Here is a 14,751-nt window from a genome sequence, read left to right as displayed (position 1 = left end):
ATGGGAGATAAAAGGCCCATTCAGGCGACAGCATGGCCGAAAGAAGACGATTCGCTGTGCGATTGCATTGTCGGGTGTTTTGAGTATATCCACATACCCCCATACAAAATCATATAATATAACTTATTTGTAAAGGTTTAAATTAGAAAAGCGAACCAGATTTGTTCATGGCCGATGCGCGTTCGCTTCACACTACTACCGACTGCGACACCCCAGAAGCAGTTCCACCGCCGATTCCACCAGACGACTCCGACGCATGGTACGCCCCCGACGTGCGTGACCAGCGCGAACTCCATCCCGGCGTCGTCGCCACGATTCGGGAAACCGACGATGGCTTTCGCTACGACGTTCGAAGCCCCGAACTCGGCGCGAACGACGAACGCGCGCTCGTCAAGATTCGGGAGCATTTCGCCACCGCGAACCTCCGCAGGCCGCTGACGCGCGAAGGCGCAATCGAGTGCGTCGAGCGGGGGTTCGACCCGAAATACCGGCGGGCTATCGACCGACTGACCGACCTCTCGGGGGCCGGTCGGCGGCGCGTCGAGTACCACGCGCTGGCCGAACTGCTCTGCCTCGGAAAATTGACCCCCCTCGCGCTGGACGACCACATCGAAGTCGCCGACGCCGCGAGCGACCACCTCGTCGTCCACACCGAAAACTACGCGCCCGCGGACACCGACCTCTCGGCGAACGCCGACTATCTCGATCGATTCGCCAGCGAGCGCGTGGAGACGCACACCGTCGCATTCGGCGAATTTCGAATTCCGGTCGTCGTCTATCAGGAACATCTGCTCGGCACCGACTCCTTCGCGACGAAGTACGCCGTCCTCGAACCGAATCTCCTGCCGGGCGACGACCGACTCATCGAGGAGTGCAAAGAGCGAATTTGGGAGACGAACGTCGGCGGCGTGGTGGACGACCGTGCTTCGTTTGTCCGTGAACGCGCGCGACAGTTTCTCTCCCGGCGTCTCACGGCCAGAAACACGCGGGCATGGCTCGACGCGGTTCGGTATCGCGTGCGAACCGCGCTGGCGGAGTACGACCTCGCCATTCCGCCGGTTGACCACCGGTTTTCCGACGATAGACTCTCGGATTTGGTGTACTACGTCCTGCGGGACTACGTCGGCCACGGCAAGTTGACGATACCTATTCGAGACGGATTGCTGGAGGACATCGAAGCTAATCGCGTCGGCGAGCGCATCAAGGTGGTTCCACGCAGTCGCGCAATCGGCCACGGCGAGCGCATTCCGACCAATCTCGCGTTCGAAGACGAATCGGCGTTCGTCAACGTCGTCACCCAGATGGCCGCCTCGGACGGCGTCGAACTCAACGCCAGCAGTCCGAGCGCGAAGGTGAACCTCTCTCCCGACGGCGTGGCCGACGAGGAAACGATTCGCTGTGCGGTTGCCCTCCCGGTTATTTCGGAAGGTGGCCCGCATATCTCGATTCGAAAGCAGGCCCCGGACACGATGACACCTGTCGATTTACTCGACAGTGGAAGCATCTCCACCGAAATCGTCACCCTGCTCTGGCAGTTGTACGAACACCACGGCGTCGCGCTGTTTTCGGGGCAGACTGGCGTCGGGAAGACGACGCTGATGAACGCACACATGCCGTTCATCCCATACCGCGACCGCCCAATCAGCATCGACGAGGGGTCGCGCGAGGTTCGACTACCACACGAAACCGGCATCTCGCTCACGACCCGCGACCACGAGAGCGAATATAAGCGCGTGACGATGGCCGATTTGATGACCGAATGTAACTACCTCAATCCGGACGTGGAGGTCATTGCGGAAATCAACACGCCTGCATCGTTCCAGACGTTTGCAGAATCGTTAAACACGGGCCACGGCCTGATCGGCACGACGCACGCCGAAAACATCGAAAAACTGGTCAACCGCGTCGTGGAACAGGGCCTTCCGGCCTATCTCCTCCGCGAAATCGACCTTGTCGTCTTTCCGCGATACGTCGATGGCAACCGGTATGTCGGTGAAATCGTGGAGTTGGTAAGCAAAACCGAGTTCGCCGAGTTGGACGGTCGCTGTGGCACGATTCGCAAGGACGGGACGACGATTCACTGGAATACGGTCGCGTGGCGCGACCACGACGGCACATTCCAGACTGATTACGACCATCCGCAACTCGGCGACGACGAACGCAAAATCGGCTTCCGATTTTTCCACCGTCTCGCCGACCGTACGGACAGAAGTGTCGAGGAAGTCGAGGGCGATTTCCACCGCAAACACGGCTACATACAGTATTTGGAACGCAAGGGAATGACGAATTTCGAGGAACTGTTCTCGTTCCTCGCCGACTTACAGAACAACGAGGCGGCGACGGTGGAGCGGGTTTCGCGGAAGGTACGGGGCTAAACTTCGTTCAGCCGAGAATCCCAGATGTGATGTCGTTCAACGTGAGAACCATCCGATTGCGATGGTGACGTTGTTTCGTAGGATATATTAATTACGCTAGAAGTAAAAATTAAATTTTCTTGTATAGTTGTTGGTTCTGTCGGCAACCATCACGGAGTTCCCCCGATGGAGAACGGGACAACCGATGGCTCCGACGGAGTATAAACCAATGACCGACGATTCACTCGAACAGACGAACGAGGTTCCGACCGATAAACGAATCAATCGCAGACATTTTCTGAGTGCTACAGGAGTCACGCTTGGCGGCTCGCTCGCCAGCGCCACTGTGAGCGCCGACTCGGCACCGATTCACACCACGGCGTTCGACGGGAACGATTGGACACTCAGTTGGCGAGAGGAGTTCGACGCGGGCTACATTGACGAGTCCACATGGAACTTCGAAATCGGCAACAACGGTGGATGGGGCAACAACGAAAGCCAATACTACCAGCGGGACAATGCGTGGCTCGAGAACAACCATCTCGTCATCGAGGCCCGCGAAGAACAGGTCGCAGGGTATGATTACACCTCCGCGCGCATGACCACCCAAGGGAAGTACGAAAAGCAGTACGGTCGCGTGGACGTTCGCGCCCGACTTCCTCAAGGGCAGGGCATCTGGCCCGCCATTTGGATGCTCGGTGCCGACATCGGGTCGGTCGACTGGCCTGACTGCGGTGAAATCGACATCATGGAACTCATTGGGAGCGACCCCAGCACCGTCCACGGAACTGTCCACGGTCCCGGCTACTCCGGTGGGAACAGTTTCAGTGGTTCCTACAGCCTCAACGGGTCGTTCTCTGACACGTACCATCTCTTCCAACTCACGTGGTACCCCGACGCCGTGAAATTCTTCGTAGACGGCCAACACTACTTCACCATCACCCTGTACGACGTGCAGGCATCCGGCTACGATTGGGTATTCGATGACGGCCCGTTCTTCTTCCTGCTGAACGTCGCCGTTGGTGGTGACTGGCCCGGTTACCCGGACGCCAGCACGCAGTTCCCACAACGGATGGAGGTGGACTACATCAGAGTGTACGACTGGGTGTAAGTCGAGCACCGACTTCGCTCGACTCCTCCCACCGTGCGCGAGGAGTTCCGTCCCCATCCGAAGGCAAATATACATTTATTATTCTAGTAGTAAATTTTATACTCTTAAATAATGGAATAATATTACGAGGTTGTAATCATGGCTGAACACACTGACGGAGCCGGTACCAACCCGCAAAATCGAGCGAGCAACTCAGACGAACCGCACGAGTCACAGGAATCACCCGGATCGTCCGACGCGCTATCGCTGTCGCGGCGCTCTTATTTCGGGGCGTTCGGTGCGGCGGGATTGGTAGGCCTCGCGTCGATTCCGGAACCGACCGCGGCGGCGAGCGGAGTCCACGGCGTCGGCAACGGGAGCTACACCCACGAGAAACCCTCGGGCGAGGGCGAACCGCCAGCGACGCTGTACACGACGAGCAACGTCCGAGCGCCGATCCCGTCCAACGACTGGTGGTCGTCGGCGCTCGTGACCGTCTACTCGGAGAATCTGTTTTTCCACCCCGGCTTCGCGCTGGCGAACGACACCGGTCTTCGGGTCGGCCATCCGACGACGTGGAACTATCCCAACGAGGACGCGAAGATGAACGTCGAGCGCGACTTCACGCTCGGCCACACCGCGACCACGTTCGCGGACACGCGAGTCGATGGGCACAGCGACTGGTCGGTGACGCTGAAGTGGGGTGCTGGAACCGCGACGACACTCACAGCGTCGCTGACGAAAGGCTCGCCGTACATCTTCTGCGAGTTCGAGGGCGGCGGTGCCGAACTCGGATTCCAGACGGCACCGACCGTCTGGGACGACCGGAGGAACGTCCTCGGACTGACCCACGAGGATAACCACTACGGACTGTTCGCGCCGTCGGGCGATGACTGGTCGGGCGTCGGGTCGGCCACGCTGACCAACGGTCTCTCCGGCGGCTACGTGACGATTGCAGTCCTCCCCGACGGCACGTCCTCGACGCTCGATACGTTCGAGACGTACGCGTACAACTTCATCACTGACACGGGCGCTGGCGACGCGACCCGCGTCAGTCCGACCTACGACCAAGCCGCTGGCGAGGTGCGCACGACTTACTCGTTCAACACGGACAACAAACCGGAGAGCGCGACTGGCGGCACTCTCACGGGCCTGTATCCCCACCAGCACAAGTACCTCTCCCGTTCGACGCTGGGTTACACCTACGAGTGTCCGCGCGGAACGATGCGGACGGTGAGCGGGTCGTCGTTCACCACGACGCACCCCTTCCGCGGCGTGCTTCCGTTTTTGCCCGACCAAGGCACCTACAATCGGTCGGAACTGTCGAGTTACGTCAGCGACGTGTCGGCGGGCTACGACAACGGGCAGGGGAGCGGCACCTACTGGACGGGCAAGGATTACGGGCGGATGGCCGAGGCGGCACCCATCGCCGACCAGGTCGGCAACACGAGCAAACGAGACGCCCTGCACGGGGCCATCCGGTCGGAACTGGAGAACTGGCTGACCGCCGACAGCGGCGAGAGTCAAGACCTCTTCTACTACAACGACCAGTGGGGAACGCTCATCGGCTATCCGGACTCCTACGGCGCGGCGGGTGAACTCAACGACCACCACTTCCACTACGGCTACTTCGTTCGCGGGGCCGCCGAACTGGCGCGCAACGACGAGTCGTGGGCCGGTGACGGCAACTGGGGCGGCATGATAGACCTGCTCATCCGCGACTACGCGAACTGGGAGCGACCGAACCGAGCGAATACGCGGGAACCCGCCGACAATCCCGCCGATTCGTTCCCCTTCCTGCGGAACTTCAGCCCGTTCGGCGGTCACTCGTGGGCTGCCGGTACCGCGGAGTTCGCGGGCGGGAACGACCAAGAGTCGTCTTCGGAGGCGATTCACGCCTACGGCGCGATGGTGCAGTGGGCGGTCTTCACGGGTAACGACGAGATGCTGAACTGGGCGGCGTACCTCTACACGCACGAAGTGTGTTCCGCCCGGGAGTACTGGTTCGACGTGGACGACCAGAATCATCCGGACGGGTGGAGCCACGACACCGCGGGCATCGTGTGGGGTATCAAGTACGCCTACGCGACGTGGTTCTCGGCGGACGCCGAGGCGATTCACGGCATCAACTACCTCCCGTTCGGCGGTCATTCGCTGTACCTCGGCTGGGACTCCCAGTTGGCCGAGCGCAACTACAGCGAAGCGGTGGCGAACGACAACAACGGCGGCGACTGGGACTACTGGGCGGACATCATGTGGAACTACCGAGCGTTCTCGGACGTGACCGACGCCAAGAACATGTTCCAAGCCGCGAAAAGCACCTACACGCCGGAGGCCGGTGAGACGAAAGCCCACACCTACCACTGGATTTACAACATCGATGCCATGGGGAACCCCGACCCGTCGGTGACGGCGGGCTATCCACTCGCCGCCGCCTTCGACGACGGAAGCGAGAGGACCTACGTCGCCTACAACGGCGAGGATTCGGCGATTACCGTGACCTTCTCGGATGGCACCACGCTGAGCGTTCCCGCCAACTCGATGGAAGCGAGCACGGGCGACGGCGGCTCGTCCGATACGACGCCACCGACTGCACCGTCGAACCTCCGATCGCCGGGACACACCGGTTCGTCGGTCGACCTCGCGTGGGACGCCGCGAGCGACGGCGATTCCGGCGTGAGTCACTACGTCGTCTACGTCGATGGCGCGGAGAACCGGCAGGTTTCGGCGGGTACCACGTCCGCGACCGTCTCCGGCTTCGCCAGCGGGACGAGCTACGACTTCACCGTGACCGCCGTGGACGGCGCGGGCAACGAGTCAAGCGCGTCCAACGCGGTCAGCGTCACCACCGACTCGTCCGGCGGCGGCGATTACAGCCAGAGCGCCACCCGAATCGATGGCTCCGACAGCGACACCGCAACCGACGAACTCCGCTTCGAGTTCGTCTCGAACGTGGGGTCGGACTGGGTGGACATCCACTACACGGTCAACGGCGGGACGCAGTACAACTACCGGATGAACAATCCGAGCGGCGACACCCACACGCTCGAAACGACGCCGGACCACGTCGTCGGCGACTTCGCCTCGGGCGATCTGATCGATTACTACTTCACCTACCAACACGACGGCACGGCGAGCGACACAGGGTGGTTTAGTCTGACGTACTGAGCCGCCTCACTGCTTGTCCCGCCCACTCCAGCGCACAATCAGCTATCTGCTTGATTCACATCCATAGATTTTAAATCATATAACGTTTCGAATATATCAGCATGATTGGTATCGTCGCACGGTGGGACGAATGAATCCGACCTCCGATACGAAGCGCACGAAAACGGGGCAGAAGTCACCGGCCAGCGGCGACCACTCTGGAAAGAACGCCCTCGGCATTCTCGACCGCGCACTGTACGCGCTGTTCTCGCGCCACGCCGACCACACGCGCCACGACCGCGACCGGAAACGCTACCGTGCAACCGACGTGAACGCCAGTTTCGACGTGTTTCTCTCCCGGACCTACGGCCTTTCGTGGGCGGTTTTTCTCGCCACGTTCTGCTGGGCGTTTCTGGTGACGGTCGCGGTTCCGGAGTCGGTTCTCGCGGGGATGGCGTCGTTTTTCCACGACGGACTACCAGTGCTGGACAGGATTCGGGTACCGAACGTTCCACGGACACACGCCGCAACCGGCCTCGCTGTGGTCTGTGCGACCCTCGGAAAACGCACGACAGTGTGGTTCGGCGGACTGTATCTCGGCTGGTCGGCCAGCGCACGTCGGTCGAACATCGAGCGAACACTGCCGGGTGCGGTTCGATATCTTCGGGCGCTCTCGTCCGGGAGCGACGACAAAATAGCCATGCTTCGGAAAGTCGCCGATCGTGAGGAGTCCTACGGCGACACCGCCGTCGCATTCCGGAAGGTGCTGAACAAGGCCGCACTGACCGGAAGCGTGGAGGACGGCTTGCGAATCGTCGCCCGCGATACGCCGTCACGTGACGTGCTCGCGCCATTTTTGCTCAAATTCCGAGAGCACGCTGAACAGGGACCGGATGCGCTAGAACAGTACCTTCAAATGGAGAGCCGAATGCTGAGCAATCGACAGTCCCGAACCCGTCAACAGGCGCAAGGATTCCTCGAACTGATTGCCGAGATGTTCATCGTTCTGCTGGTTATCCCGGCGCTCTTGGTCATCGTGTTAACGGTCATGAGCGTCCTCTCGCCGGGGTTGGCGACTGCGGCACCGCCACCGTTCGGTTGGCTGTCCGTTCGGGCGCTCATCATCTACAGCAGTGGCGCGTTCATCCTCGTCGTCGGTGCTGGCGCGGCGGCCGTAATGTCCTCGCTGCGACCCGCCGACCAATCGGCTCCAAGACACCCCCGCTCGACCCAGGTCAGTGAGTTACTCAAAACGATACTGGTCAATCCGGCGAACACCGCGGTGCTGGCGGTTCCACTGATTTTCTGTGTCGGTGGATTACTCTGGATGCTGGATTACGCGCTTGTGGATACGATATTGCTCTCTTACGTCGCGTTCGCGCTTCCAGTCGGTCTCGTCTCCGTCCGTCGATCGCGGATTGATGACGCGAAAGACCGCGAAATCAAGGATTTCGTTCACGCCGTGTCGGCCCACGTCGGCTTAGGTCGCCCGTTTTCGAAGGCGGTTCACCGGGTTGCACGCGATGTCGATTTAGGCGCGCTTCAGTCGGACGTTACCGACCTCGCGTTCAACGCGAATCTCACGACTCGCAACGGGGATTTGCGCCGGGATGCGCTGACCCGATTTGTCGAGAACGTCGGAACACCGCTGGCAGACCAGACTATCGGTCTCGTCACTGGGACGTTAGACGTCGGCGGCGACACCGAGACGGTTTTCGACACCCTACAGGTCGAGATCGGTAGATTGTACCACCAGAAAAAGGCGCTTCGGTCGAACATGCTGGTTTACGTGGTGGTCGGCTGGACGACCGCGCTTCTCATCATCGGCATCATGATTGCCGTAAATGCCTACGTGCTCGACAGCTTTTCGCAGCTATCCGCGGTCTCCAACTCGAACGCGGGGTTGGCTCTCGACCCGAACGCGGTACAACCGGCGCGCGACAGACACCGATTCTACGTCGTCACGCAGACGACGATGCTCGCGTGCGGTTGGTTCGCCGGATACGCGAGTCGAGGATTCTACGAGGCACTGCTCCACTCGGCCGCGCTCGTCGCGGTTGCGTACTTCATTTTCGCAGGGGCGGGAATGATATGAGACGTGCCCAATCGAACGTCGTCAGCGTTGCGCTCCTCCTCGGGACGGTCATGCTCTCTCTGGCCGGTCTAACGGCGAGCGTGGGCCTCGTCGTTGATAGCAACACCGCGACTGCGGACGCAACGCGCGTTTCGACGGACATGGAACGCGCTCTTTCGCCCGTCGAATCGACCGGCGTCCATCGCGGTCGGATTTCGTTTTCGGAAGGGACGCTGGAGACCGCGGAGCGGGAGCTCCGAATACTGGACGAATCGGGCGTCGTGCGAACCGTTCGAGTCGATTCACTGTGCTTCAAAAGTGGCAGTAGACGAGTCACATACGTCGCCGGAGGCATAGTCCGCGGCACGAACGGTTCCGCACGGATGTACTCCCAACCACCGATTACGACCTCCAGGGATGGCGGCGTGTTGGTGGTCGGTGCCGCGAAGCTCAACGCATCGGAGCGTGTCGTCACCTCGAAAACCGGCACGTCAGCGCACGTCTGGACGAACGTCACCCACGCTCGGACGACGCTTGGTAACGGAACATACAGAGTCGCCATCGAGACGGAAGCGACCGGGGCGTGGCGTCGGCACTTCGAGCGCCAAAATGCGACGACGACGATCCGCGATTTCGACGGGGACGGGATTCCGAGTGTCGTCGCGAAATATCCCGGACGACGGTTCGCATACCTCGTCGTCCACGACATGCGAATGGAGGTTCGGTGATGACGGGACGAAGAATGACGGAGGATCGAAACGTGACGGAAGGACGAGGAGTGTTGGACGAACGGGGAGTTAGCCCGGTCATCGGGAAGGTGCTCGAAGCGGGATTAGTCGTGCTGTACATCGGACTGATTACGACGACGCTGTACGGTGGGGTCGTTCCGGATTATCGAACGGCAGTCGGAGACGAGGTCGGCGACCGCGTGTTGTCGAAAACCGCGGAGCGAATCCAGCAGGCGGTTCCCGCGAACGGACGTACCGTTCGCGGTCGAATGCGCGTGACACTCCCGCGAACGATTCGCGGGATGGAGTACGAAATTCGCGCTGAGAGCCGAAAGCTCACGCTCGTCCATTCGAACAAGGAAGTGAGCGGAACAACTCGTCTAGCCATTCCCGAACACGTCGATACGGTACGAGGAAATTGGTCGAGTACGGAACCGGCATTCGTCGTCGTTCGAAGCGAGGGAACCGAACGGACGGGTCTCGTGGTCGAACTGGAACGAGGACAACGGGAGCGAGCGCCATGACGCGGGGGCAGATGAATCTCCCCGCGATGGCGGTTGCACTGCTCATTCTGACGATGGTAACCGGACTGAGTATCGGGATGGCGGACAGGGCGTTCCTCGGTGCAGAACGGGACGCCACGTCCCGGCAGGTCGGCGTTGCGGTAAGCGAACGATTGATAAGCGAAGGGAGTCCGGTGACGGTTCGACCGAACGTCATCAACTCGACCGAACTCGAAACCCTCGATGCAGACCGGGTACAGCGACAATTTCCGGTCGTCGGAAGCCGCAACATTCGCATCAAACTCGATGAGGACGTGCTCGCCGAGCGCGGAAATCCGACGGGTGGGGCAACGATTCGCCGTATCGTACTGGTCGAGCGCCGCGACGAAGTGACACGAACACCGCAACTTTCGGCGTCCGACCCGCGATTTACGTTTCCGCGGCGCACGACGAACGCGACGCTCACGATACGACCACCGGACGAGACAGCGGTGACTGCGGTTCGAGCGAACGACCGGATCGTTCTGCGAAACGAATCCGGTCTCGATGGAACGTTTTCGATGTCCCTTTCGCGCTTCGAAACCGTTCAGTTCGCGTTCGAAACGGAAGCAGAGGGGGCGCTCCCGACGGGAAGCGTTCGAGCCACGTACTACCCGACGGCCACCCGAAAAGCGGTGCTGGCGGTGACGGTCGATGCCTAGGGCACAACTGTCGCTGTCAGTTGTGGAGGCGGGAATCGGCATCATATTCATCCTCGGCGTTGCGATGGGGTTCGCGTTGGGCGTCCCGGCCCCCGACACTCGTGGCGCACAACTCGAACTGTACGCCGAAGACGCGGGAACCGTGCTCGCGAGCGAACCGCCCCGACATCAGGGTACGACCCGTTTGGCCGAAATCATCGACTCGCCACAAACGTTCGAGCGGGAGCAGGACTCCCTGGAACGCCGTGTGGACAGAATCCTTCCGGACAACCTCATGTTCCGGGTCGAAACGCCGTATGGCGGAGTCGGCTACCGAAAACCGGCGAGCGTGTCGGTCGGCGTTTCGACGGTAACGACGACGAACGGCGACGTGACGATTTGGGTGTGGTACGTGTGAGAGACCGCGCACAACTCGTGCTGGCCGCGGCGGCAATCGTGGCCGTCGCACTCGCACCCGTCGTCTTCGCGTATCTGCAACTGGGCTACAGCGACGACGTAACCGCGAGCAACGATTACGATGCGCCGGTCGAGAACGCGGAGGGCGTTCTCTCGCGGGGGGTGCAGGACACCGCCCGCGACGTTCCCGCGGAATATCGGTGGGATAATCGAGACGCCGCGATTTCGGCGGTGCGCTCCGACCTCGAATCGGATTTGGAGACGCTACGGTCGTCCAGAGTCGAATCGGGAACGGTGTACCAAGTCGAGTACAATCGGTCGGCGACAGAGGAATGGGCGCAGGCGACCTGTCCGAGCGGTCCGAATCGGCAGTTCGGAGATTGCGTCGCGGAACGAGGCGTCGTCGTCCAAAACCGAGGCGGTGAAACGCACGTTCTCGGCGTGGCCTTCGACGTGCGCGTGACGACGGAGCGTGGGTGGTACGAGGTGACGATACCGGTACGAACGACCGCGTGAGTCGAATCCGTCGGTCGAACATCATCCTCAAAATTTCGCCACCGATGGTGCCCTCGTAAGCGTTGAATTAACCGATACACGACGAATGCGTCTGCGACAGCGTTATTCCGCTCGGCCAACAACTGTACCATCGCCTGTTACAGCGATTTCCGGGGGGAATCGTGAACCGAAATCGGAACGAAGGACTGTGGAACCGGCATCCGCGTACTCGCGTCGAGTTCGAATGATCGCATTGAAACCGGGAGGAGTCGGGTCGAGGGGGCGTTCACATGAGTCAAACCGAAACTAACACGCTTGCGGAACCGGTAACTGAGCGAGATCACATTCGTGGGCCGGACGATGCCCCGGTAACGCTCGTGGAGTACGGTGATTTCGAATGCCCTTACTGCGGCGATTTCTATCCGATTATCCGTCGAATTTTGAACCGAATCGGAACGAAGATTCGATTCGTCTTTCGCCATTTCCCGCTCACACAACAGCATCCGCGTGCGCAGAAAGCCGCCGAAGCGGCGGAGGCCGCTGGCGCGCAGGGACAATTTTGGGAGATGTACGACCTGCTCTATCAACGGCAGGATGCGCTCGCGCGGGAAGACTTCGTGCGCAACGCAGCGGAGCTGGATTTGAACGTCGGTCGATTCACGGACGAATTCGACAGAGGCATCCACGAAGAGCGAGTGCGAGAGGATTATCAGAGCGGTCTCCGGAGCGGTGTGAACGGGACACCGACGTTTTACATCAACGGCGAACGGTACGACGGCCCACACGAGTTCGAACCGATGCTCGCCGTGATTGCGGATGCGGGAGATCTCACCGACGTAAAACGGTCGCTGCAGGCCGAGAACCGCGAACTTCGGGAGACGATAGACCGCTCTCGCCGTGGGGCACCCGCCGCAGGCGAAGCCGTTCGGGATCGGTTTTCGGCGGACGAAATTTTTCAGCGAGTGACCGCGACCGCGGACGAGGAAATCGGACGAAGTACGCGACTGTTGTTTTTCAGCGGGCTTGCCGCAGGGTTGAGCGTCGGCGCGACGTTCCTCGCGCGCGCCGCGATGACAACCGCATATCCCGAAAACGTTGCGATGGGAAATCTCCTGTATCCCATCGGCTTCGTCATTATCGTCATCGGGAGCTATCAGTTGTTCACGGAGAACACGCTGACGCCGGTAACCCTCGTCTTGACGCGACTCGCCAGTCTGCCACAACTCCTCCGCCTGTGGACCGTCGTTCTCGCCGCAAACGTCATCGGAGCGGGAATCAGCGCCTATCTTCTCGCACGAACCGGCATTTTCGAACCCGAAGTGGCGGAAACGGCCTACCGATTCGGCGAACACGCGATGAGTACGTCATGGTCCGCGCTCTTCTACAAGGGCACCTTCGCTGGTGGCCTCGTCGCGACGATGGTGTGGTTGGTTCACGCGGCGCGAGAGACGATTTCGCGGCTCCTAATCGTCTACTCGATCATGATCATCATACCCATCGCCGACCTCTTTCACTGCGTGGTCGGCGCGTGCGAAGTACTCTTTTTGGTCTTCATCGGAAGCGCGAGCGTCGGATCCGTTTTCGCGGACTTCTTCGTTCCGGTCGTACTCGGAAACACCATCGGAGGAATCGTGTTCGTCGCGCTCGTGAACTTCAGTATGACCGAAAATCGGCGCTTTCCGGAGTACAACCGACGCCGATTCGAGCTGTCTTGGTTCGAGTGGCTGTTAGGGCCCCGCGTACGCGAGTATTTCCGGGAACGAGCCGATTTGTCCGAGGAACAAACCGAAACGAGTTCGACCGAGCGGCAGGATTAGCACGCGTCGGTTTGTCGCGTTACAGTCACGACCGCGACCGCGTCTGACGCAATCTGACTGACGGCGTGTTCAACGCAGCCCTCACTTGGAACAGACTCTGATACTCGTCTCGGTTAAACGACGTTCGGAGCAATCGGGTACTACCATCTACTACCACTGGTGGCTTTGACTGTTACCCAGAGCGTCAGCGTAGGTACAACCCTAACCGATTCGAGATAGTTCCAGTTCACGCCGCGCAGTTGTTCGGCCCAACTTCGAGTTCCGTCGCCTCCTCCTCGCTGTCCGGTGATTCTTCGCCCGTATTGATGGCGATGACCGTCTCGTAGTTCGGCGGCTTTTCCGGGGCGTTTTCGGCCAGTCGGTTCACGAACACCTCTTCGTCCAATTGAAGCAGGTCGAGGTCGTCGCGGAGATCACCGAGGCGGGCGTGAATGGGTTCGCCCGGTTCGCCGCCCTCGTACTGCCCGTCGCTCGTGACGGCAACGTGTCCGGGGAGGATTCGGGTGTCGTCCGGCAGGTCGAGAATCGTTTCGTGCAGTGTGTCGTACAGCAGTTCGGCACCTTCGGATGCATCCTCCTCGCCGAACTGGAGTTCGGTTCGACCCACCGAATCGACGAACAGCGTATCGCCCGTGAGGATATACGCACCGTCGATTCGGTAGTTCATCATCTCGGTCGTGTGGCCGGGTGCGTGCAGGGCCGTTATCTCCACGTCTCCGAGTTCGACGGTCGTTCCGTCTTCGACTGGGTCGTAATCGTACTCGACGTCGCGCTCGCTCGCCGCGTTCCCGAGGTAGTACGAAACGTCGAGGGTTTCGGCGAGTCGTGAACCGCCCGAGATGTGATCCGCGTGGATGTGCGTGTCGAAAACACACGAGATAGTCAATCCGGCTTCTTCGGCGGCGACTTCGAACACGTCGATTTGTCGGGTCGGGTCCACGACCGCCGCCTCGCCAGACTCTGTGGAACCGACGACGTATCCGAGACAACCCTTCCCGCGACGCTGAATCTGGCGGACGACGAGTTCTTCGTCATCTCTCGCTATCGGGACGATATCGTACACCTTGCTCCAGTCTTCCATGCCGCCTTTGACGACGGTCACGTCGTCGTATCCCTGTGCCTCGAGTTCGAAAGCGAAGGGCGTCGATGTCAAGCCTTTTCCGCAGATGGTGACGAGCGGTTCCTCGTCGTCGATGTCGGCCACTCGGTCGAGTTGGTCGTCTCCCACTCCCTCCCGCGGGTCGAACGGGACGTTCTCCGCCTCGGGCAGGTGCCACGCTTCGAAGCTATCCTCGGGACGGGTGTCGATGAGCGTCATCGACTCCCCGTCGTCGAATCGGTCGGCCAACTCCTCCGCAGTGATTTGGTTCACCATGAAATCACCTACAGTGTATTGGAACCCGAAGACGGTTAGCAGTTGTCGCCAGGTATCCCACGGTAGCGACA

The 14,751-nt window shown here is 60.5% G+C and carries 11 protein-coding genes; 10 read left to right on the top strand and 1 reads right to left on the bottom strand.

Annotated elements, in window-relative coordinates; genetic code table 11:
• The first annotated feature begins 167 nt into the window (after nt 1-167).
• The 10 genes from LIX15_RS16210 to LIX15_RS16165 all read left to right on the top strand — a co-directional run bounded on the left by LIX15_RS16210 (nt 168) and on the right by LIX15_RS16165 (nt 13,305).
• The gene (locus LIX15_RS16210) at nt 168-2,375 is read left to right on the top strand and encodes a type II/IV secretion system ATPase subunit (protein WP_227774192.1); all 2,208 of its coding nucleotides are present in this window, start codon (nt 168-170) and stop codon (nt 2,373-2,375) included.
• Nucleotides 2,376-2,583: 208 nt separating this feature from the next.
• A complete protein-coding gene (locus tag LIX15_RS16205) occupies nt 2,584-3,465 on the top strand; it encodes a glycoside hydrolase family 16 protein (protein ID WP_227774191.1) in 882 nt (293 codons plus the stop codon).
• A gap of 138 nt (nt 3,466-3,603) precedes the next feature.
• Nucleotides 3,604-6,612 (top strand): glycosyl hydrolase, encoded by a 3,009-nt coding sequence (locus LIX15_RS16200; protein WP_227774190.1) that lies wholly within the window; start codon nt 3,604-3,606, stop codon nt 6,610-6,612.
• Nucleotides 6,613-6,742: 130 nt separating this feature from the next.
• A complete protein-coding gene (locus LIX15_RS16195; RefSeq protein ID WP_227774189.1) occupies nt 6,743-8,686 on the top strand; it encodes a type II secretion system F family protein in 1,944 nt (647 codons plus the stop codon).
• Nucleotides 8,683-9,393: a DUF7289 family protein gene (locus LIX15_RS16190; RefSeq protein ID WP_227774188.1), complete on the top strand. Its 711-nt coding sequence runs from the start codon at nt 8,683-8,685 to the stop codon at nt 9,391-9,393. Before LIX15_RS16195 ends, LIX15_RS16190 begins: the two co-directional genes overlap by 4 nt.
• A complete protein-coding gene (locus tag LIX15_RS16185) occupies nt 9,393-9,917 on the top strand; it encodes a DUF7266 family protein (protein ID WP_227774187.1) in 525 nt (174 codons plus the stop codon). The genes LIX15_RS16190 and LIX15_RS16185 overlap by 1 nt, the downstream gene beginning before the upstream one ends.
• Complete coding sequence (locus LIX15_RS16180; protein ID WP_227774186.1) at nt 9,914-10,597, top strand: DUF7263 family protein; 684 nt, start codon at nt 9,914-9,916, stop codon at nt 10,595-10,597. Before LIX15_RS16185 ends, LIX15_RS16180 begins: the two co-directional genes overlap by 4 nt.
• Complete coding sequence (locus LIX15_RS16175; RefSeq protein ID WP_227774185.1) at nt 10,590-10,994, top strand: DUF7262 family protein; 405 nt, start codon at nt 10,590-10,592, stop codon at nt 10,992-10,994. Before LIX15_RS16180 ends, LIX15_RS16175 begins: the two co-directional genes overlap by 8 nt.
• Nucleotides 10,982-11,509, top strand: a complete 528-nt coding sequence (locus LIX15_RS16170) for a DUF7261 family protein (protein WP_345411806.1) — start codon at nt 10,982-10,984, stop codon at nt 11,507-11,509. The genes LIX15_RS16175 and LIX15_RS16170 overlap by 13 nt, the downstream gene beginning before the upstream one ends.
• Before the next feature lie 269 nt (nt 11,510-11,778).
• Entirely contained in the window at nt 11,779-13,305 is a 1,527-nt protein-coding gene (locus LIX15_RS16165; protein ID WP_227774184.1) for a formate/nitrite transporter family protein, read from the top strand.
• 226 nt (nt 13,306-13,531) lie between these two features.
• On the opposite strand, the gene LIX15_RS16160 is transcribed toward LIX15_RS16165, so the two are convergent.
• The gene (locus tag LIX15_RS16160) at nt 13,532-14,680 is read right to left on the bottom strand and encodes an MBL fold metallo-hydrolase (RefSeq protein ID WP_227774183.1); all 1,149 of its coding nucleotides are present in this window, start codon (nt 14,678-14,680) and stop codon (nt 13,532-13,534) included.
• Nucleotides 14,681-14,751: the final 71 nt, after the last annotated feature.

The organism is Haladaptatus pallidirubidus (genome assembly GCF_020700235.1).
Classification (GTDB): domain Archaea; phylum Halobacteriota; class Halobacteria; order Halobacteriales; family Haladaptataceae; genus Haladaptatus; species Haladaptatus pallidirubidus.
This window is presented reverse-complemented; position numbering and strand designations above follow the sequence as displayed.